Origin of the sequence: Chryseobacterium caseinilyticum (genome assembly GCF_014837145.1) — a bacterium.
Taxonomy (GTDB): Bacteria; Bacteroidota; Bacteroidia; order Flavobacteriales; family Weeksellaceae; genus Chryseobacterium; species Chryseobacterium caseinilyticum.
Window position 1 is genome coordinate 39,064 of record NZ_JACYFS010000007.1, and the last position, 20,823, is coordinate 59,886.

27 protein-coding genes are annotated in these 20,823 nt (G+C 36.3%); 12 read left to right on the forward strand and 15 right to left on the reverse strand.

Going from position 1 to position 20,823, the window contains the following annotated elements; translation table 11 throughout:
- Positions 1–170 precede the first annotated feature (170 nt).
- From IC610_RS16900 to IC610_RS16920, 5 genes are read right to left on the reverse strand one after another with little or no spacing between them, the layout of a single operon-like run.
- The gene (locus tag IC610_RS16900; RefSeq protein ID WP_191737894.1) at positions 171–974 is read right to left on the reverse strand and encodes a hypothetical protein; all 804 of its coding nucleotides are present in this window, start codon (positions 972–974) and stop codon (positions 171–173) included.
- A 2-nt stretch (positions 975–976) separates the two neighbouring features.
- Positions 977–1,312 carry a hypothetical protein gene (locus tag IC610_RS16905; protein WP_191738026.1) on the reverse strand — a complete coding sequence of 112 codons (336 nt, stop codon included), beginning with the start codon at positions 1,310–1,312 and terminating at the stop codon, positions 977–979.
- The gene (locus IC610_RS16910; RefSeq protein ID WP_191737895.1) at positions 1,203–2,009 is read right to left on the reverse strand and encodes a TPM domain-containing protein; all 807 of its coding nucleotides are present in this window, start codon (positions 2,007–2,009) and stop codon (positions 1,203–1,205) included. The genes IC610_RS16905 and IC610_RS16910 overlap by 110 nt, the downstream gene beginning before the upstream one ends.
- Positions 1,990–2,418: a TPM domain-containing protein gene (locus IC610_RS16915; protein WP_191737896.1), complete on the reverse strand. Its 429-nt coding sequence runs from the start codon at positions 2,416–2,418 to the stop codon at positions 1,990–1,992. Before IC610_RS16915 ends, IC610_RS16910 begins: the two co-directional genes overlap by 20 nt.
- An 11-nt stretch (positions 2,419–2,429) precedes the next feature.
- Positions 2,430–3,038, reverse strand: coding sequence for a LemA family protein (locus IC610_RS16920; protein ID WP_056074756.1), 609 nt, complete (start codon positions 3,036–3,038; stop codon positions 2,430–2,432).
- Between the two features lie 76 nt (positions 3,039–3,114).
- Between IC610_RS16920 and IC610_RS16925 the strand changes: the two genes are divergently transcribed.
- On the forward strand, positions 3,115–3,600 hold the full coding sequence (locus IC610_RS16925; protein WP_191737897.1) for a dihydrofolate reductase: 486 nt from the start codon (positions 3,115–3,117) through the stop codon (positions 3,598–3,600).
- A 120-nt stretch (positions 3,601–3,720) separates the two neighbouring features.
- Positions 3,721–4,284, forward strand: a complete 564-nt coding sequence (locus IC610_RS16930; RefSeq protein ID WP_191737898.1) for a DUF2892 domain-containing protein — start codon at positions 3,721–3,723, stop codon at positions 4,282–4,284.
- A gap of 56 nt (positions 4,285–4,340) precedes the next feature.
- On the opposite strand, the gene IC610_RS16935 is transcribed toward IC610_RS16930, so the two are convergent.
- From IC610_RS16935 to IC610_RS16950, 4 genes are all read right to left on the reverse strand, one after another.
- Positions 4,341–4,973, reverse strand: coding sequence for a trimeric intracellular cation channel family protein (locus IC610_RS16935; RefSeq protein WP_056074750.1), 633 nt, complete (start codon positions 4,971–4,973; stop codon positions 4,341–4,343).
- A gap of 42 nt (positions 4,974–5,015) precedes the next feature.
- Positions 5,016–5,372, reverse strand: a complete 357-nt coding sequence (locus IC610_RS16940; protein ID WP_191737899.1) for a four helix bundle protein — start codon at positions 5,370–5,372, stop codon at positions 5,016–5,018.
- Between the two features lie 38 nt (positions 5,373–5,410).
- Positions 5,411–5,875, reverse strand: coding sequence for a pantetheine-phosphate adenylyltransferase (coaD, locus tag IC610_RS16945; protein ID WP_056074748.1), 465 nt, complete (start codon positions 5,873–5,875; stop codon positions 5,411–5,413).
- A gap of 139 nt (positions 5,876–6,014) precedes the next feature.
- Complete coding sequence (locus tag IC610_RS16950) at positions 6,015–6,998, reverse strand: D-alanine--D-alanine ligase (protein WP_191737900.1); 984 nt, start codon at positions 6,996–6,998, stop codon at positions 6,015–6,017.
- Between the two features lie 156 nt (positions 6,999–7,154).
- Between IC610_RS16950 and IC610_RS16955 the strand changes: the two genes are divergently transcribed.
- From IC610_RS16955 to murI, 5 genes are all read left to right on the forward strand, one after another.
- The gene (locus tag IC610_RS16955) at positions 7,155–8,174 is read left to right on the forward strand and encodes a PASTA domain-containing protein (protein ID WP_191737901.1); all 1,020 of its coding nucleotides are present in this window, start codon (positions 7,155–7,157) and stop codon (positions 8,172–8,174) included.
- A 68-nt stretch (positions 8,175–8,242) separates the two neighbouring features.
- Positions 8,243–9,313 carry an RluA family pseudouridine synthase gene (locus IC610_RS16960; RefSeq protein ID WP_191737902.1) on the forward strand — a complete coding sequence of 357 codons (1,071 nt, stop codon included), beginning with the start codon at positions 8,243–8,245 and terminating at the stop codon, positions 9,311–9,313.
- Between the two features lie 51 nt (positions 9,314–9,364).
- The gene (locus IC610_RS16965; protein WP_191737903.1) at positions 9,365–10,315 is read left to right on the forward strand and encodes a PorP/SprF family type IX secretion system membrane protein; all 951 of its coding nucleotides are present in this window, start codon (positions 9,365–9,367) and stop codon (positions 10,313–10,315) included.
- A 52-nt stretch (positions 10,316–10,367) separates the two neighbouring features.
- Complete coding sequence (hemW, locus tag IC610_RS16970) at positions 10,368–11,492, forward strand: radical SAM family heme chaperone HemW (protein ID WP_191737904.1); 1,125 nt, start codon at positions 10,368–10,370, stop codon at positions 11,490–11,492.
- A 110-nt stretch (positions 11,493–11,602) separates the two neighbouring features.
- Positions 11,603–12,433 (forward strand): glutamate racemase, encoded by an 831-nt coding sequence (murI, locus tag IC610_RS16975; protein ID WP_191737905.1) that lies wholly within the window; start codon positions 11,603–11,605, stop codon positions 12,431–12,433.
- Positions 12,434–12,471: 38 nt separating this feature from the next.
- On the opposite strand, the gene IC610_RS16980 is transcribed toward murI, so the two are convergent.
- The 5 genes from IC610_RS16980 to IC610_RS17000 form a co-directional block, all read right to left on the reverse strand.
- A complete protein-coding gene (locus IC610_RS16980) occupies positions 12,472–13,053 on the reverse strand; it encodes a nitroreductase family protein (protein WP_317173445.1) in 582 nt (193 codons plus the stop codon).
- 103 nt (positions 13,054–13,156) lie between these two features.
- A complete protein-coding gene (gene rsmD / locus IC610_RS16985; RefSeq protein WP_191737907.1) occupies positions 13,157–13,744 on the reverse strand; it encodes a 16S rRNA (guanine(966)-N(2))-methyltransferase RsmD in 588 nt (195 codons plus the stop codon).
- Between the two features lie 44 nt (positions 13,745–13,788).
- A complete protein-coding gene (locus tag IC610_RS16990; protein WP_056074724.1) occupies positions 13,789–14,505 on the reverse strand; it encodes a DUF3822 family protein in 717 nt (238 codons plus the stop codon).
- 18 nt (positions 14,506–14,523) lie between these two features.
- The gene (locus IC610_RS16995; RefSeq protein WP_191737908.1) at positions 14,524–15,018 is read right to left on the reverse strand and encodes a Smr/MutS family protein; all 495 of its coding nucleotides are present in this window, start codon (positions 15,016–15,018) and stop codon (positions 14,524–14,526) included.
- 207 nt (positions 15,019–15,225) lie between these two features.
- The gene (locus IC610_RS17000) at positions 15,226–15,738 is read right to left on the reverse strand and encodes a metallophosphoesterase family protein (protein ID WP_056074720.1); all 513 of its coding nucleotides are present in this window, start codon (positions 15,736–15,738) and stop codon (positions 15,226–15,228) included.
- A 279-nt stretch (positions 15,739–16,017) separates the two neighbouring features.
- Between IC610_RS17000 and IC610_RS17005 the strand changes: the two genes are divergently transcribed.
- Entirely contained in the window at positions 16,018–17,559 is a 1,542-nt protein-coding gene (locus IC610_RS17005; protein WP_191737909.1) for a serine hydrolase, read from the forward strand.
- Positions 17,560–17,867: 308 nt separating this feature from the next.
- Complete coding sequence (locus IC610_RS17010) at positions 17,868–18,302, forward strand: hypothetical protein (RefSeq protein WP_191737910.1); 435 nt, start codon at positions 17,868–17,870, stop codon at positions 18,300–18,302.
- Positions 18,303–18,347: 45 nt separating this feature from the next.
- Here IC610_RS17010 and IC610_RS17015 read toward each other — a convergent pair whose 3' ends face one another.
- Positions 18,348–18,830: a SixA phosphatase family protein gene (locus IC610_RS17015; protein ID WP_191737911.1), complete on the reverse strand. Its 483-nt coding sequence runs from the start codon at positions 18,828–18,830 to the stop codon at positions 18,348–18,350.
- Between the two features lie 125 nt (positions 18,831–18,955).
- Here IC610_RS17015 and ruvX point away from each other — a divergent pair, with 125 nt between their 5' ends.
- From ruvX to IC610_RS17030, 3 genes are all read left to right on the forward strand, one after another.
- Positions 18,956–19,372 (forward strand): Holliday junction resolvase RuvX, encoded by a 417-nt coding sequence (gene ruvX / locus IC610_RS17020; RefSeq protein ID WP_191738020.1) that lies wholly within the window; start codon positions 18,956–18,958, stop codon positions 19,370–19,372.
- Positions 19,369–19,941 carry a peptide deformylase gene (gene def / locus IC610_RS17025; RefSeq protein ID WP_191737912.1) on the forward strand — a complete coding sequence of 191 codons (573 nt, stop codon included), beginning with the start codon at positions 19,369–19,371 and terminating at the stop codon, positions 19,939–19,941. Before ruvX ends, def begins: the two co-directional genes overlap by 4 nt.
- Before the next feature lie 67 nt (positions 19,942–20,008).
- Positions 20,009–20,566, forward strand: coding sequence for a DUF5606 family protein (locus IC610_RS17030; protein WP_056075221.1), 558 nt, complete (start codon positions 20,009–20,011; stop codon positions 20,564–20,566).
- The last annotated feature ends 257 nt before the right edge of the window (positions 20,567–20,823 follow it).

The following is a 20,823-nucleotide window of genomic DNA, read 5'->3' on the forward strand; positions in this document are numbered from 1 at the left end:
GCTTAGAAATTTGTGGCTGTTGACGGTTTTTAATGAAATTTTAATGATAGAGTGTCGTTTAAATAATGTCTTACTGGTAAGCACAACAAAATTACCTATCCAATCTTTGTGTGTGAATGACAGTTGTAATTTTTCTATCTGTATGATGAAAGGTTGTTAAAATATGAAGATTAGTTATTTTCGTTTAACGAAATGATATTATTTAATTCTTCCGGTGTCAAATCTTGCTCATTAACTTCTACCAAATTGAAGTATCGAAAGTTTATATTTATAATATCATTATTGGGAATGACCAAATATCTACTCTCAATCTCATAATATTTTTTATGATAATCTTCTTCATCATCATCTTCCAACAATCTTCGTATTGGAAATTTCAAATGTACAGCTTCAAGATTTCCATTTGCATCAATAAAGTAATTGAACAATGTACCTGTATAAAGCACGTTTTTACCATTTACTTTACATAAAACATTTACAATTTTTTCTGTTATATTTTCATAATTATCAGGAACATCGGGAAAATCCAGACATTCTCCAGAGAATATATAATGCCATTTGTTTGAAAAACGAAAATACCTTATTTTACGATCAGCTTTAGTAATGCGAACCAATCTTCTAATGATGTATCCACTGAAAAAAGCAAATGAAAATACAAAAAGATTATAAAAAAATATCTGATATTTGAATTCATCAATCTTTTTAAAATTATTACCAATAGCATTATTATTTGTAGCTCCTAAAATAAGATGACCGAGAGTCTGAAAATCAATCAGAAAATCCGAAAATGTATTGACCAGAAAAATACCGGCAATCTGTATTATCAATGCTGGAATAATTGATAATGTCAATTCGTTGACAATATTTTTGTTGGGATTACTTACGCTTAATTTCGATGAGTGATATGCTATACGAGCTAAAAAACCGGGGGCTAAAATGATAAAAACAATTATTGTTGTAAATGCAATGTTCATTTCTATCCGAGCTCTTTTACTCTGAAAAATTTATTTCCAATTTTAACGACCTGAGATTTAGAATTGCTGGAACTGATTTTATGGGCAACACGTACAAAAGCACTTTCTGTTTCTGGAGTAAGGGGAATGCTCTTCAAGTTTCGGAAAAAAGATTTTCTTGCTGACATCATCTTATTTTTTGTAAAAATAGTAAAAATTACTGAATACAGAATATTTGTAATCAATGTTTTACCATCCACCCGAAGCACCACCGCCACCAAAACTTCCGCCACCGCCGAAGCCGCCAAAACCTCCGCCGCCACCGCCGGAACTTCCACCACCAAAGCTACCTCCGCCAAAACTGCCTGGGAAAGGGAATGGGAAAAATCCGCCTGGATAATTTCTTCTGCCACGTCGCGTGATGATTACATCGTCGTCATCGTCGTTCCCGCCGCCGCGGTTTTTAAAAATAATGATGAGAATAATGATGATTACAAAGGCAACTAAAAGAAGTTGGCCCAGATCAAAATCGTTTTCTTTCTTCCGTTCAATAGGTTTGAATTTACCCTGAACGGCTTCCATAATCGCAGAAGTCCCGCGGTTGATGCCTTCGTACCAGTTTCCTTCACGGAAATGTGGAGTCACGATGTAATCGATAATCTGTTTCGAAGTAGATGCTGTTAAATATTGCTCAACGGCCCGTCCCTGCTGAATTGCGAGCTTTCTGTCTTCAGTGGCAATCAGAAAAACGACTCCGTTGTCTATTCCTTTTTGCCCGATTCCCCATTTTTCGCCGATCATCGTGGCAACAAAATTAATGTCCTCACCTTTAGTGGAAGGAATAATGATTACTTCAATTTCGGTAGAAGTGGAATCTGAAAAAGCGATGAGTTTTTTGTTTAACTCATCAGTTTCCTGTTTCGATAAAAGTTTGGCTTCATCATAGACAGGATAAAGCAATTTGGGTTTTTCGGGAATGCTATATTGTGCTGATACGAAAGCGTAAAAGCAGAGTAGAATAAATGAAAATACGGATTTATGAAAATGTAATTTCATTGGAAAGTTCGTTGGTGTTTTCTCCCGTCACCGGAAAATATTTTTTGAGTTCGAAACCTGTTTTTAAAATGGCATCCCGCAGCGGTTCGAAAAATTTCTTCTGAGCAAAGCCAGCGGTAATTTCATCATGCAGAGCATCCCAGTAAGACTGATGTACTCTCTCGTGAATTCCTCTGTCGCCGATAATCGTGAGATATTTCTGTTCAAAATTAACATGAAAAAGAACCGCATTGAGTTCTGCGGTCTTATTCATGCAAAGTTCTTTGAAAACATCGTAAGCTCTGTCAGCATTTTTGTTTTCAGTATTGGAGTCGATGTGCACCCTGATCTCGCCGGTAGAATGATCTTCCGCCGACTGTATCGCATCTACAAGCAATGCGATCTGCTGATCTGTAAGGAAATTGCTCACGTTTGTTTTAATTATTCTGAAAACACATCCGGTGCTTTTTCTGCTCCTGCAGCTGCTTTGAAAGATGGTTTTTCTTTAAAGTTGGTGAAATTCGCTATGATGTTAGAAGGGAATTGCTTGATTGAGGTATTGTAATCTCTCACAGCTTCGTTGTAATAAACAGTTTCTGATCTGATGCTGTTTTCAATCGCAATATATTCGCTCTGGAAATTAATGTACTGTTGATCTGCCTTCAAGTTTGGATAAGATTCTACAACCGCCATCAATCTGCTCAATGCTCCTGATAATTCTCCCTGTGCAGCCTGGAATTTTGCCAAATCAGCTTCGGTCATATTTGTAGGATCAATGTTTATTGAAGTTGCTTTAGATCTTGCTTCGATTACTTTGGTTAAAGTTTCCTGCTCAAATTTAGAGTAAGCTTTCACTGTTCTTTCAAGATTTGGGATCAGGTTGGCTCTTTTTTGATATACCGTTTCTACGTTAGACCATTTGTTGTCTACAATCGCTTCTTTAGCAACGAAGTTATTGTAACCGTTTTTCCCCCAGAAGAAAGCAATTGCAACAATTACAAGAAGTGCAATTCCGATAGTTCCTGCGCTAAGGCAGCCTTTGTTTTTCATAGTCTGTATGTTTTTTTTAATTTTTGCGTTTTCCAAATATACAAATTATGTGCTATTTTTGTAAAAAATATTAAGAATGACAACAATTGTGGTGGCGATGGGCGAGAAGAACGAAATAGGAGCAGATAACAAACTCCTGTGGCATCTTCCGAAAGATTTGAAACACTTTAAAGATCTTACTTCCGGACATCCGATTATTATGGGCAGAAAAACTTACGAAAGTATTGGTAAGCCACTTCCAAACCGCACCAATATTGTTGTTTCAAGAAAGAAAAACTGGTTTCAGGAAGGGATTTTAATTGTTGGAAGCATAAAAGAAGCCTTAAAATTTGCAAAAAAAATCGATGAAAATGTATTCATCATCGGTGGTGGAAATATTTATGAACAAACAATGGATATTGCTGATAAACTTGAAGTAACCTTAGTAAAAGCTCAACTTAAAGCAGATACGTTTTTCCCGAAAATTGATCCTAAAATCTGGAAACTGAAAGAAGAATTTCATCATGAAAAAGATGAGAAGAATGAATATGATTTCAGCTTTCAAACTTATGAGAAGATTTGAGATTTGACGTTTGAGATTTGAAATAGATGAATCAAATCCAGACAATACTGAATTTAATCAACCTTAAATATTGAATATTGAATATTGAATTCATTATCTTTGCCATTCTAAAATTTAAACATGAACAAATACATAAAATTTGTTATCGCTGCCCTGATTATTGCAGCAGCAGTTTATCTGATGATGAACAGAAACATCGGTTGGGGAATCGTTTTGGTGATTCTTGCGGCTGTTCCGGTTTTCCTTTATTTTAAAAACGAGTATATTCTTTTGGCTTTCTGGCAACTGAGAAAACAAAATATGGAGAAAGCAGGAGTTTGGCTTACAAAAATCACCAATTATACTTCTCAGCTTGATAAAAACCAATACGGTTATTTCCATTATCTGCAAGGTTTAACGTTAGCTCAGGATAACCCGGCGAAAATAGAACCTTATATGAAAAAAGCGCTGGATTATGGTTTGAATATGAAGCATGACCGTGCAATGGCTACTTTAAATCTGGCTGCAGCAGCACTTTCTAAAGGAAGAAAACAGGAAGGGCAGAAACTTTTGGAAGAAGCTAAAAGACTGGATACTGCAGGAATGATGACCGAGCACATTAAAACAATGAAGGCTCAGCTGAAAATGCCAACGATGCAAAAACACGTTCACAATCCTCACATGAGACAGAGAGGGAAGTTTTAAGAAACAAATTTTAAATAAAAAATGCACCTGAGAAATCAGGTGCATTTTTTGTTTTTTTACATTTCAGAATTACTTTCATACCCATAAAATTTCGGGATTTGCCAATGGTATTTTACAGCTAAAGTTCTTACACTTACAATCATTAAAATCGTAAAAATCTGAATGAAAGTATACGAAAGTGTGGTAAAATGCGTCAGCAGTAAAAAGGTAGAACCTCCAATAATACAGGCACTCGCATAAATTTCTTTCCTGAAAATCAGTGGAATTCTGTTCAGTAAAATATCGCGTATGATTCCACCAAAACATCCGGTGATCGTTCCCAATCCGATACAGATTAAAGGATGAATGTCTAAATTTAAACCTTTCTGAACGCCAATGATCGTAAATAATCCCAACCCAAAACTGTCGAATATAAAAAGGGTGACTTTAAAATTTTTCTCAATCGACTTAAAGATCATGGAGAAAATGCTGGTTGCCAGAATCAGTCCGCACATCAGAAGGTCGTGCATCCAGAAAACGGGAGTGTCCAGTAATAAATCTCTTACGGTTCCACCACCAACCGACGTTACGAATGCAATAATCAAAACCCCAAACGGATCCAGCCTTTTCTGCATCGCAGCAAAACTTCCCGACATCGAAAAAGAGATCGTCCCGAGAATTTCTATGATGAAGTTGAGCTGCTCGTGCATGTCTATAGGTAATAAGTGATGGGTAATGAGTAATTACGAACGTTATAAATTTTGAGATAATTTATGTTTATATGTGGTCATTACTTTTACCAGTTCTTCACATTCTGATTTTAATAATAGTAATTTTTTATCTTCAAGATACTCTAAATCTTCGATGATTTCTAACCAGAATTGGGTTTCATCAATTTCTTCAACAACAATACAGATTTTTGCAAATTTTTCTTTCTCCGATCTTGCTCTGCAAACCGCACGATAATTGGATGCGACAGAAGTTGAAGATCTAATGATTTGTTTTCTGATAATTGAAACCGCATCAGAATAGGGCAGTGGAGATAGACTTTTGATGATTTCTAAAGAAAATTTCTTAGTCCGGTCTCTGAAAATTTGATTAAAATCCATTTGTGTTATTATATTACTTATTACCCATTACTCATTACTTATTTTTCAACTCTCACCGCTTCCGGAACCAAAAGTTCATATTCTCCGCCGTGGTTGATGATTTCTCTCACGATGCTGCTGCTAATGAAAGACTTTCCGGATGAGGTTAAAAGAAAAACAGTTTCCAGTTTTTTGTGGGCTAAAGTTCGGTTTGTGTGAGCAATGGCTTTTTCAAATTCAAAATCAGCAGGATTTCTGAGGCCTCTGAGGATGAACTGGGCATTTTTTTCGAAGCAGTAATCGACGGTCAGTCCTTCAAAATGATCGACTTCCACATTCGGAAATTCAGCAACAGAGTTTTGAATGAATTCCATTCGTCTCTCAAGCGGAAACATGTATTTTTTTGAAGAATTCTGTCCGATCGCAATAATCACCTTGTCGAAAAGTGCCGCTGCTCTTTCAATAATATCATAATGTCCTAAAGTAATCGGGTCAAAAGATCCCGGAAAAACGGCAATTTTCATGCGTGAAAAGTTTTGGGTTTTAGGTTTTGAGTTTAAAGTTTTAATATGTTAAACTCTCCCCACTGAACTATATTTTATTTAAATTAAAGATGAATGTTAAAAGCCAAGTGCAAACTTCCGCCTTCCAACATTCATCTTCCTACTTTTTCAAAGCTTTTTCCACTTCATTTCCACAAAGATCTTTAATGGAAATTCCATAAATTTTTGCCTGTTGCGGAAGAATACTTGCCGGAGAAAAACCTGGGTTGGTATTCATTTCAAGCATGTACGGTGTGCCGTTCATCAGAATAAATTCACTTCTTGAAAAACCACTCATTCCAAGAGAATTGTAGGCTCTTTTGGCTATTTCTTCGACTCTAATTCTTGTTTCGTCGTCAATTCTTGCAGGTGTAATTTCTTCAGAAGCACCTTCATATTTGGCTTCATAATCGAAAAATTCATTCTGAGGAACAATTTCTGTAATTCCCAAGACGATGGTTTCGCCTTTATAATCAATTACTCCAACAGAAACTTCCATTCCATCAAGGAAGCTTTCAATTAAAATTTCATCGTCTTCTTTAAATGCAATTTCGGTGGCAGCAATCAGTTCAGATTTTTCTTTCACCTTAGAAATTCCAAGAGAAGATCCGGATTGGTTGGGTTTTACAAATACCGGAAGTTTTAAATTTTCAACTATTTCATCAACATTAATCTCTTCTCCTTTTCTTAAATAAACGCTTTTCGCAGATGGGATTCCATATTTTGAAAGTACTGCTAAGGTGTCTTTTTTGTTAAAAGTTAAAGCACTTTGATAAAAATCACAACCTGTATATTTTTGTCCGATCGCATCCCAGTAAGCCTGCAGAATACCATTTTCACCAGGCGTTCCGTGAATAATATTGAAGCAAACATCAAATTTCAACGTTCTTTCATCAGATAATTTTACTGAAAAATCTCCTTTGTTGATTTCGTATTTATTTTCGTTTTCATCCAAAAAATACCATTCGTCTTTCAGAATTACGATTTTATATACGTCGTAAATATCTCTGTCTAAAGAATCGAAAATCAGTTGTCCGCTTTTCAGAGAAACCTTATACTCATCGGAATAGCCGCCCATTACTACGGCTACATTTGTTTTGTTCATAGCTAAATGTATCTTTCAAGTAAGGCAAATTTAATGATTTTAGATATTGCCGGAGCTGATTTTTGTAAAATTTAAACGACAGCCAAAAATTCTTAAATAAATTCTATTCTAAAATTATTAATTATATTTGCCGTTACAAATAAAGAGTTTATCAATATGCTCAAATCGCTATTCAACTGGAGAGTTCTCCTGAATTTAATTCTTGCAGCCGGAGTTTTTGTAGGTTTAATTTACCTCACATTCCGCTGGCTGGAGATTCATACCCATCACGGCGATGAAATACAGGTTCCGAATGTGGTCAACAGATCTGTACACGATGCCGTAAAAATTCTGGATGATTCCGGATTGGAATATGAAGTAGACAGCTTTAAATATGATCCTAAATACAGACCTTTTCAGGTATTGCAGATTTATCCTGCACCGGGATCCCGTGTGAAAAATGGAAGATCTGTAACACTTAAGGTAAACCCAAGAAACTGGGCTCCTGTTTCCGTTCCTGATGTTATCAATAAATATTCAGGATTAGGTTTCCAGCGTCTGGATCAGGTAGGTCTGAAGGTGGGTGATACCATTTACGAACCTAGCATTCAGAAAGATGCTATTTTAAGAATTTTATTTAAAGGAAACAGCATTAAACCGGGAACTAAAATTCCGAGATTCTCAATTATTGATGTGGTAATCGGCAGTGGCCCGATGAGAAATATCGGTATTCCGAATGTGGTAGGACTTACCGTAAAAGAGGCGAAGGCACTCATCGCAAGAAACCTTTTTGAAGTGGGAATTGTAGATTATGAAGATGGTGGAAGTAATGAAAATGATATTGTGTATTATCAGGATCCTGCCTCAGGTGATGTCCGTGATCAGGGAATGCAGATTGACCTTTGGGCCAGTAAAAAAACGCCTGCTGAGCTGATGAACAAAATCAATGAGCTGAATTCGATGTACAGAATGAAGATTGATACCACGCTGCCTCCGGTAAGATATGAAGAAGTTCCTAACTTCCCGGATCCTGTGCCGGTTGATCCTGTTCCGGTCACTCCGCCAAAAAGGGATGTTCCGAAAAATGATCCTCCGAAACAGAATTCTGCGCCAGCTAAATCTTCAACAGATAAGCCTAAAGCAACCACGACGACCAAGCCTGCAGATAAGCCAAAAGCAAAACAGGTTATCAATTAAATTAAAATTATACAAATAGTCAGGCTTCAACGGTATTTTTGCGTTGGAGCCTTTTATATATTTAAGAAATGACAGAAGACAACGAAGATTTTTTAGATGACGAACTGGAAAGTTCCGATGAGCAGAATCTTGAACTTGACGACGAAAACAAAGGACTTTACGAGCACGTAAACATCACCGCTGATCCCAAACAGGAACCTTTAAGGATTGATAAATTTCTATTAAACTATCGTCAGAATTCTTCAAGAAACAAAATATCACAAACATGCCGCGCCGGAAATGTTGTGGTAAACGGTGTTCCCGTAAAACAGAACTACCGCGTGAAACCGGGTGATCAGATTTCAGTGCTTCTTGCCCATCCGCCAAGACAGAATGTTATTATTCCGCAGGATATTCCAATTAACATCGTTTATGAAGATGCAGATGTAATCGTTGTAGATAAAGATCCGGGAATGGTGGTGCATCCGGGTCACGGAAACTGGGATAAAACTTTAATCAACGCCCTCGCATTTCATTTTGAAAAAAACGGAGCCAAATCTGATCTTGACAGAGTAGGGCTAGTTCACCGTATTGATAAAGATACTTCAGGACTTTTGGTCATTGCTAAAAATGAGTATGCCCTGAGTTTTCTTGCAAAACAGTTTTTTGAACGGAAAACAAAAAGATTGTATTGGGCTTTTGTTTGGGGAAATGTAAAGGATAATGAAGGCACCATTAACGGCCACATAGGCAGGCATCCGAAGAATCGGATGCAGATGCACACTTATGTAGACGGAAGCCAGGGTAAGCATGCGGTTACCCATTATAAAGTTTTAGAAAGATTTAAATATATGACCTGGGTAGAATGCAAACTGGAAACCGGAAGAACGCATCAAATCAGAGCACACTTTAAACATATAGGTCATACCTTGTTTAATGACGAAAGATATGAAGGTCATACACCTCTCCGTGGAGTGAATCTACCTAAGTATAAGCAGTTTATAAAAAATGTATTCGAAGTTTTGCCAAGACATGCTCTTCACGCCCACACCCTAGGGTTTATACATCCCACCACCAAAAAGGAATTGTATTTTGAGAGTCCAATGCCTCAGGATATGACGGATGCTGTAAAAAAATGGAGAAATTATTCAGAAAACTAAAAATATATTGAGAATTTTTTTATATTTGTTGAATTGAAATCAAGATTTGTTATGAGAAAACTATATGCTATCGTATGTTTAGCTCTTTTGTCGAATGCATACAAAGCACAAGAATCACTACCATACTATCAACAATATCTTTTGGATGGTGAGTTCCTGTTCAACCCTGCTCAATACGGTAAAACAGACTATGTACAGCTTAACCTTAACTATCAGCAACAATTTTCAAAGTTCAGCGAATCCCCAAATGTACAGTCAGTAGGGATCAACGCGAATATCTTTGATAGAGTGGGAGCCGGTATTTCTGTATTCAGAGACAGTAACGGACCCATCTCCGCAGGTGGTATTACAGCTGGTGCATCTTATTTTATCCCTCTAAGCAGTGAAGGAGAGAGAAAAGACCAGTTTTCATTCGGTACCAGTGTTAATTTCTATAACATGAATTTTGATTATACCAAAATTAATACCGAAGACGGTTACGATCCTTTGTTACAGGGTAACGAAAGTAATATTTTTATGGTGTATGCCAACTTCGGTATGGCTGCGACCTATAGAGGTTTGTTCGGTGGTATTTCGGTAAATGATATCGCTTTGAGTAATGATGAATCTATCGTAAACAACTACGAGCCTTCTCCAATTAAATTCTTCTTAAACTTAGGATACGACTGGAATCTTGCAGATAACATCGCTTTGACGCCATCAGTTTTGGTAAATTTGAACACCAACTCTACAAGAATGATGGATGTGAATTTAATGGCAACATTCTCAAATGAAACGAATGCATTCTCAGTAGGAGCAAGTTACAGAACTGTACAGAACAGATTTGATAACCAAACGCTTCAGGTTGCACCGGTAGTAAAAGTAAGATTAAACAAACTTATGATTGGAGCAACTTACAACCTTGGACTTTCTGATATTCAGGAGTACGGTGGAAACAGTTTCATGATCGGTCTTGGTTATAACTTCGACAACTTTATTAATCATAGAGGATTTAGATACTAATATGATTTAATTTAAATAAATTTGAGCTCTGAAATTTTTCAGAGCTTTTTTTATGATCTACATTCACATTCCCTTTTGCAAACAGAAATGCAGCTACTGTAATTTTCATTTTTCAACTTCTCTTAATTTTAAAGATGAAATGCTTTCTGCAATGAAAAAGGAAATTTTTCTACGAAAGGATGAGCTTCAGAATAAGAATTTAAATTCACTTTATTTTGGTGGCGGCACGCCCTCAATACTTTCTTCAGATGAAATCAAGTCTTTAATTGATGAGGTTTTAAAGTATTTCACATTTGATTCTGATATTGAAATTACCCTTGAAGCCAATCCGGATGATTTAGATAAAAACTTTCTGAAAGGTATTTCGGATTCTCCCATTAACAGATTGTCAATCGGAACTCAGAGTTTTTTTGAGGAAGATTTAATATTAATGAACCGCGCACATTCCGCTTCAGAAGCTGAAAGTTCGATCAAAAGAGCTCAGGATTTTGGTCTGGAAAATATCAGTATTGATTTAATTTACGGTTCACCAACTTCCAGTATGGAAATATGGAAGGAAAATTTAAATAAAACCATCGCACTCGAAGTTCCTCATATTTCATCGTACGCTCTCACAGTTGAGCCCAAAACTGCACTGGAGAAATGGATTGAAAACGGAAAAGTAAATTCCCCAAAAGAAGCCGAACAGAACCGGGAATTTTTTTACATGAAAGACTTTCTGAAAGATCATGGTTTTGATCATTATGAAATATCAAATTTCGGGAAACCCAACTTTCATTCAAAACACAATTCCGCCTACTGGAAATCCTGTAAATATCTTGGCATCGGACCTTCAGCGCATTCTTATAATGGAAATGAAATAAGAAGCTGGAATGTAGCCAATAATCAACAATATATTAAAAAACTAAGCTTCAATACTTTACCTAAAGAAACTGAAATTCTTTCCCAAAAAGATCAGTTTAATGAAATGATTATGATTGGTTTAAGGACAAGGTGGGGTGTAGATTTGTCTGCTTTAAAAGAAAAATTCAACGATGAAATCCTTGAACATTTTCAAAATGAATCTAGATTAAAATTAGAAGAGAGAATTTTAATCATGGAAGATAATCATCTCAAAATTCCTGATAAACATTGGTTTATGGCTGATGGAATTGCGTCAGATTTGTTTATAGTTTAGGTCTGATATCCGAAGTCTGACGATGGAAGATCGTGTTTGTAAAAAACTTCCCACATCCCGCTTCCATCATCCAACAATTTCCTTATTTTTGCACTAAATTTCAATCAGTTTTGAAAACAAAAAAACAGGATTATTCTCACCTTTCCGCAAAGCAGCCCATCGGTATTTTTGACAGCGGCGTTGGCGGTCTCACGGTTGCCAAAGAAATAAAAAGGCTTCTTCCACACGAAGATCTGATCTATTACGGCGACACAAAGCATCTTCCATACGGTGAAAAATCAAAAGAGGCGATTGTAGGATACTGCGAAAAGATCACCAAATTTCTGCTCGAAAAAAACTGCAAAGCCATCGTTATTGCCTGCAATTCTGCAACGGCAAATGCTTTAAAAGAAGTTGTGGAGATGGTTGCAGAGCGTGTTCCCGTAATTGACGTCATCAATCCTGTCGCCGAAAAAGTTTCTTATGAAATTCACAACAACGTTGGAGTAATTGCTACGAAAGCAACTGTAAACTCTGGTTTATACAGAAAAAGCATCCGTAAACATAACAAATGGATCAAGGTTGATGAGCTGGCAACACCACTTTTGGTTCCGGCAATCGAAGAGGGTTTTAAGAATCATCCGATCACGCACTCCATCATTTATAATTATCTGAGCAATGCAAAACTGAAGAATATTGAAACTTTAATCCTTGGCTGTACGCATTATCCGCTTCTGATCGACGAGATCAAGCAGTATTACGGAAACCGCGTGCGGGTGATCGATTCACCGAATATTGTAGCGAGTCATCTGAAAATTATTTTAGATAAATATCATTTGCTGAATGACAGTAATCCCAAGCCAAGTTATCATTTCTACCTCTCGGATCTTACCAAAAACTTTGAAAAAATATCTAAAAAATTCTTTGGCAAAACCATCGATCTGGAATTGAAAGTATTATAAATAAGAAAGCTGTTTCAAATTATGAAACAGCTTTCTTTTTATCTTTCTAAAACAACTTTATTTGTCTCTAGCCTGCGTTTCGGTGTGTAGATTGGTTGATTTTTATCTGCTTCAGATTTTTGTCCGATGGCGACAGCGAAAAGGCTTTCATACTTCCTGTTTTGCAAAATTTCATCGTACTCCGCAGATTTAATGCCTTCCATCGGTGTACAGTCGATGCCCATTTCTGCACACGCGGACAAAAGAACTCCCAGAGAAATATAGACCTGTTTCGCCATCCAGTTTTTGATGTACTCCTCACCGTGCGGCTGAACCATGCTTTTGTAATAATTAACAGCCATTTCCGGAAGATTTTCTTCGATTTGAGTTTCAAAATCTTCCACTGACTTCAGTACCTGAAAAACAATGACCAGCTTGCTCTCAATAACTTTTGCAGTATTGTGGAAAGAAACTTCCGACAGCTGTTCTTTAATTTCTTTGCTGGTTACAAAAACAAAATTCCATGGCTGGCTGTTGATGGAGGACGGACTGAGTTTCAGAATTTCTTTTAATTCCTCAATCTGTTCAGCGTCAATTTCTCCTTCAGCATTGTATTTTTTTACCGTATACCGGTTTTTCATTTTTTGCAGAAAACTCATTTTTGATTGGTTTAAAAATTTAAGTCAATATAAATTTACGTCATAAGTCTGATTTTAAAAAATTCAGCACAAAAAAAATCAGGAATTAATCTTCCTGATTGCTTATTTCTTCTTCAGCTTCTGGAGTAGGTTCATAAAAACTGAAGCTTACATTTCCATATTTTCTTGTAAACTTAAAATTCGGATGATCAAGTTTTAATCTGCTTTGATGTTCTACAATCAGAACGCCGTTAGGTTTCAAATACTTATTTTTTAAAACTAAAGAAAGCAGTTCATGATACTTTTTTTCTTCGGTTTCAAAAGGTGCATCGGCAAAAACAATCTCGTAAGACTTATTATTTCTGAATTTCTTCAGCCAGTCATAAACATCTCCCCGCTGTGTGCTGATTTGCAGACTCATATCAAGTTCAGCGGCAGTAGAGTTGATAAACGACGTATGCTTTGGATTCATTTCCACAGAAGTCACATCCTGACAGCCTCTCGAAGCAAATTCAAGACTGATCGAACCGATTCCTGCAAAAAGATCAAGAACCGAAACCGACTGCATGTCGTAAGTATTTTCCAAAATACTGAAAAGTGCCTCCTTGGCAAAATCTGTTGTAGGTCTTACATCAAAATGTTTGGGAGCGGCTATTTTTTTGGCTTTCCATTTACCGGAAATTATTCTGTACATGTTTGTTGGGTGTTAGGTGTGGGTGATGAGGGTTTAGCTTCAACCTAATTAAGAATGAAATTTTTACCCGGAAGATTATCGTAAACAATCTTCAGGTTCTTCACAAATTTCTGAAGCTCAGAGATAAAAGTCTCGTTTTCGGTGGTTTCTCCATAAGCGAAAAACTTGGTTTCATTGATTCCAAAACCTATTTTGCTTAAAGTGAACATCACGAAATAAAGGAAATCAACTTCGGAATTCACATCCAGATTGTTATAAAGGATCACTTTTTTATCATCAATCGCAAAAAACTCGCACTGATTATGATACAGATTGATATGAATTTCTTTATTATTTTTAAAACTGATAGAATTTAAAAACTTCTCACCCGAAAAATTAAAGAAAACCGGCAGCGACAGCGCTTTGATTTTCTGATAATATTCTTTTGGGAAAGTATAGTAAAACTGAACTTTAAACTTTTTGTTGACAGACAGCATCAGTTCTTCTTTTTCCTTATCCACAGGCGTGTTGAATGCAATCAGATCATATCCGAGGTCATGGTTTTCGAAACCTTCGGGCATCAGAGTAAAATTATTTAATGCAGAAACAACGTGAATTTCGTCAAACCGCTGTTTGATCAAAACTTCATCTAGGGTGTCAAGAATAAAATTTTCCGGCGATTCTTCGTCAGAAAAATAAGATTTTTCCTCCACGACGCTTTTGTTTTTAGCGATCTGGTAGATTAATCCGTCTTTTGTGAAAAGTAAATGTAGTACGTTCATAAGTCAATTCCTGCAAATTTAGTGAAAATCTACCATTACCGCACCCGATTGATGGTGAAGTATTTCTTTGTTATAAAAATCAAGATTGGTTAGGCTTTCAAGTACATCCAAAACCATTCGCTGCAAGGTACCGTCGCCGATTCCGTGTACTATTTCAAGTCTTTTCAAATGATTTTTCCTGCAGAAATTGATTGTCTGAACCAACTTTTCTTTTTGCAGAAAAAGCCGCTCAAAGCTATCATAATCATTAGGATTTTTAACTAAATTTTCAAAATGAAGATCCAGAATCATCGGATTTTTATCGTGTTTTTTGGAAACTGTTTTTTTCGGTTCAGCCTTTTTTACAATTTTGATATTTTCATAAATCTCAGCATTTTTCGGAACCAGTTTTTCCTTCGGATATTGATAGGTAAATCCATATTCGTCTTTAAAAACCACAGTATTTCCATTAACCGAAGTGACTACTCCGTTCAAAACTTCATCCAGTGCCGAAACTTTTTCTCCTATTTTCATGTCTTTGTGGGTGAAACAAATCAATCCGTTTCTTTATTTTTAATTTTTTTCAGGAGCCGTGAACCTGCTTTCCGCTCATACTCCTCACGCCACCGCATTGGCCATCGCCAGTTGCGGGGTAACCGCTGCAATCAGGGCTAGTTACAATTTGTTACTAAGATCAAACTGTTATTCAATCAAAAGTGGTTACTTACTGAATCTCAAATCTCAAATTTCAAATTTCAAATCCTTCGCTCCCAATTCTATTACTTCCAGATCCTTTATTTCTTCTCCGTCGATTATAAACCGCATCATCGTTCTCATTTTATGCCAGCCCTGCTTACCACAAGCTCCAGGATTTAAATGCAACAGATTATTTTTCTGATCAAACATCGCTTTCAGAATGTGAGAATGCCCTGAAATAAACAGTTTCGGAGCTTTTTCTTTAATTTCCTTATTTGCCAAAGGCGTATATTTTCCGGGATAACCACCGATGTGAATCATTAAAACCTCTACATCTTCACAGAAAAAACGGTTTACTTCAGGAAATTCTGAACGGATTTTTGCGCCGTCGATATTTCCCCAGACACCTTTCAGCGGTTTTATTTTCTCAAGCTTTTCAATGATTTCAAAACTCCCAAAATCACCACAGTGCCAGATCTCATCAGCCTGAGAAGCATATTCTAAAATTCTGTCATCAATGTATGAATGAGAATCTGAAAGTAGTAGGATTTTAGTCATTGAATATTTTTTTTAACCACAAAAGTAACAAAAGCACAATTTTGAAAGATTTACTATTCTACTCAAAAAAGTTCGGATAAATATTTCATCAAGTCTTATTTGAACTTTACCGCCTACCAATTTCGTCTTTGAATTTCAATTACTTTTGTGCCTTTTGTGGTTGAATTTTTTTGATTTCTGAAACAAAATTAAAAACCTTTGTTTCTTGTGCGGTTTTTTAAATCAGCGACAAATTTACTCAATAATCCCGAATTGATTAACTTTGGAAAAATTAAAATAATGAAGCAGAAGCTATCTCTAATGTTTATCGTCATCTCTTTCATCACCTTCGCACAGGTTGAAGAAAAAAAACTCGATGAGCTCATTCAAAATACATTAAAAACATTCGACGTTCCGGGAATGTCTGTCGGAGTGATCAAAGACGGAAAAATGATTTATTCCAAAGGCTTTGGCGTCCGTTCGCTGACCTCAAAACAGCCGATGGATGACAATACTTTAGTAGGAATTGCTTCCAACTCAAAAGGGTTTACCTGTACCGCCCTGGCAATTTTAGCAGATGAGGGAAAACTCGACTGGGACGATAAAGTTTCAAAATATATTCCTGAATTTCAAATGTACGATCCTTACGTTTCTCAGAATGTTACGATCAAAGATTTGGTAACGCACAGAGCCGGTTTGGGTCTCGGGCAGGGAGATTTGATGTTCTTTCCCGAAGGTGGAAATTTAAGCGTAAAAGATATTGTACACAACGTAAGATATTTGAAGCCTGAAAATCCTTTCAGAACAACTTTGGATTACAATAATGTGATGTTTATTGTTGCCGGAGAAGTAATTACAAGAATTTCAGGGCTAAGCTGGGCAGAGTTTATCGAACAGAGAATCCTGAAACCGGTCGGCATGACTTCAAGTTTCGGAAGTTACAACAGAGCCAAAGCAGTTGCCAACAAAATCGATGCCCACGCTCCGGTTGACGGTAAAGCCATCGCAGTTCCTCACGACTGGAATGAAACTGCCAACGCAGCAGGCGGAATTATGAGCAACATCAAAGATATGACAACGTGGGCAGAATGTCTGATGAATAATTTCACCACCAAAGACGGGAAAAAACTGGTTTCCGATAAAAATATCATGCAGCTCTGGAATCTTCAGATCTCCAGCGGTGCAGCCTTGAAAAATCCTTACGACACAAGTTTCTACGGCTATGGACTGGGATGGTTTTTAAGTGATGTGAAAGGTCATAAACAGGTTCAGCATACGGGTGGATTAATCGGAACGGTGACTCAGTTTACGTTGATTCCGGATATGAAATTAGGAATTGTGGTTTTAACAAATCAACAGTCCGGAGCAGCTTTCAACACAATTACCAACACCGTGAAAGATTCTTACCTTGGCGTGGCCGACAGAAACTGGCTGAAAACCTACGGTGACAGAATGAAAAAAGTAGAGGAAGGCTATGACAAGCAGAAGAAAGAAGCTTTCGCAAAATCTGAAGCCTTTAAAAAAGACAAAAACCTCCAGCCAAAAGCGGAACAGTTCACCGGAACTTACAATGATGTTTGGTTTGGTGATGTAACGATTACAAAAGAAGGAAATACTTTCAGACTGAACTGCAAAAATTCCCCAAGACTGAAAGGAGAGCTGCTTCCGTATTCCAATAATACTTTTATTGTAAAATGGGATGACAGAAGCTATGATGCGGATGCTTATATCATATTCAGTTATGATGAAAACGGAAAAGCAGAGTCAGCAAAAATGAAAGCGATTTCAGATATTACAGATTTCAGTTTTGATTTTGATGATCTGGATTTGAAGAGAAAATAGTCAATTTCGATACTTAAGAATGAAATATCAGCAATAGGGACGGGCTTTGGCTCGTCTTTTTCTTTGCAAAAAAACTGGACAATCTGAAACAAATAAGACAACAAAAATATTTATGAAAATCTTCAGAACTACAAATCTATTCATCAAAAGAGTAGTGTTAAATTAACGATTTGTAAGTTTTTTTGATTTTTTTTACAATAAATTTGACTTATACTCCCAGGAAGATGAAAAATTATGTAATCTGTATCATTCTGTTTTTAATTATCAATTCACCGGCGTTCTCCGCTCAAAACCCAGCAGAGAATAGAATGTTGAAAAAACTGTTAAAATTTGACTCCTCAAATTTAGATGTCAAATACGATGAGATTTACAAGCATTTGGGGACTTACAAATGCGCAAAAGACTTTAAAATCATCTCAGGCAGAATGGAATCTACGGCAGATGGTAAATATCAAGACTTTATGTTTATCTACAAAGATGGAAAAGTGCTTTTCTTTGGGAAAACTATTTTCAAGGGTTATGAAAACTATGTTAAGAAACCTGAAAAAGATTTTAATGCTGTCTTATTTCAAAGAAATAATGTGAATAAAATTCAAAGAATTCAGGTTTATCATTCAATCTTAGGAATGGATTTTGGAAATGGAACTCAAACTATGAATATTGCAGTACAAAACAACCAAGTGATCATTAAATCCACAGTAGAAAATTGTGATATTTACGAATTATTCGATGATAAGCAATAAGTAGATTTACAGAAATGAGTTCTATTCACATTATTCGGTAACGGTTCATATTTTAATTTTCCCAGGTTCATAAAAAAACAATAATTTTTTCCTAGCTCCCTCAAACTGCGACCACGAATCACATTCAATCTGAAATCCGGCAACACCACAGGTCGGGAAGTGATAAATATCTTCGGAAATAGAATTGGCAAAATTGGAAATTCCATTGTTGTGCGAGAAAAGAGCAACAGAATTCAGAGAATCATCCAAAGTATAAATAGCAGATTCGAAATTTCTTTCTTTAGGATTATAAAGATTCTGATCAGTTCCTATTGTCAGCTGATAGGTTTGGTTGAAAATTTCACAGGTATTCAAAGCCCTCACTGCGGGACTTGAAAGAAGGTAATCGATGCTGATATTGTTGTTTTTCATGTATCTCGACATCAATGCGGCATCTTCCAGACCTTTGTTGGCCAAGGGTCTGTCAAAGTCTTCTGTTTCTTCCGGCCAGTCGCTTTTTGCGTGCCGAACAAGGATGAGTTGCTTCATAATGAGTGGTTTGGAAAATTAAATTTATAAAAAAAATTATGTAAAATATCAAAATTTATAAAAAAAACTGTGTTTAGAATAAAATCACTAAAATTTATTAAATTTGCAGTCTTATGAAATCTTCATTGAAACAAATCCTTGCAATAGACTACGGAAAGGCAAGATGTGGTATCGCAGCTACCGACGATATGCAAATTATCGCAAGTGCTTTAGATACAGTAGCCACGGCTTCTCTGATTGATTTTTTAAAAAAGTATTTCTCAGTAAATCAGGTGGAAGCCATCGTAGTGGGTTTACCAACAGATTTAAAAGGCAATATGTCTGAAATTGAGACCAGTATTTTGGCTTTTATTGAGAAGTTTAAAGCTGAATTTCCAGAGATTGAGGTTCATCGTTTAGATGAAAGATTTACCTCAAAAATGGCTTCGTTTTTTATCTCCCAAAGTGGGAAAACTAAAAAACAGCGGGAGCAGAAAGGTCTTATAGACAAAGTAAGTGCAACGATTATATTGCAGAATTTTTTAGAACAAAGAACAAGATGATTTTACCAATAAGAGCATTCGGGGATCCGGTTTTGAGGAAAGTGGCAAAGGATATCGATAAAGATTATCCGGGGCTGCAGGAGTTGATTGATAATATGTTTGAAACCATGTACAGTGCCAACGGTATCGGTCTCGCAGCACCACAGATTGGTCTGGACATCAGACTTTTTATGGTGGATGTAACGCCTTTGGCAGAGGATGAAGACTACGAAGATATTGCTGAAGAACTGAAAGACTTCAAAAAAGTATTCATCAATGCTAAAATTCTTGAAGAATCCGGCGAAGAATGGAAGTTTAATGAAGGCTGTCTCTCGATTCCGGACGTAAGGGAAGATGTGAAGAGAAAAAGTACAATTCTGATCGAATATTATGACGAAAATTTCGTTAAACATACAGAAACTTTTTCCGATATTAGAGCCCGCGTTATTCAGCATGAATATGATCATATTGAAGGGATTCTTTTCACCGATCATCTCAGTGCTTTAAAGAAAAAACTCGTTAAAGGAAAGCTGGTAAAAATCTCTCAGGGCGAGGTTGGAATCAACTATAAAATGAGATTTCCGAAGTAGATTTTAAGATTAAAAAAAGAAATAAACAGGTAAAAGGCAGTTGTATACTGCCACAAAAAACAAGATTATGCAGTTAGAAAAAATAATTTCGATTTCCGGAAAACCGGGACTTTTCAAATTGGTTTCTCAGCTTAGAAACGGTTTTATTATTGAAGATGTTTCAAACAAAAAGAAAGTAAGCATCGGAAATTCAAGTCAGGTAAGTCTTTTAGACAATATTGCAATGTTTACTTTTGATAAAGAAGTGCCTTTGTTTGAAGTATTTGAAAATATTGCAAAAAACTATGACTATAAAGAGACGATTTCTCACAAATCTTCAGAGGCAGAACTGAAAGAATTTATGAGCGCATCGCTTCCAAACTACGATACCGAGAGAGTTTATGTTTCTGATATTAAGAAGCTGGCTCAGTGGTACAACACGCTTCACAAGGCAGGTTACATTACTCCTGAAAGTTTCGTAAAAGCAGAGTCTGAAACTCTGGAAGGAGAAGCTGCAGAAGAAATCAATGTAGAAAAAGAAGCTCCGAAAAAAGCACCTAAAGCAGAAAAGCCGGCTACACCAAAAGTAAAAGCAAGCACGGGAGCAAAAGCAGCTACAAAAAGTACACACAGAAAAATGGGATAATTTATTTATCTGAATTGATACAAACCTCGTCAGCAATGATGAGGTTTTTTTTGTCTTGATTAAGAATTTTGCAAATTTCTTCTTTTATCCAACCCTAAAAAGAGGAAGAAGTTTATAATTCAAAGGAGCACCTAAAGTCAATTTACTCCATTTACGGCCGAAAAATAAATTGATTTTTATTTTGAACATAGACTGAAGAATCTTTATTATAATTAAATTTGCCTTAACCTTAACCTTAACCTTAACCTTAACCTTAA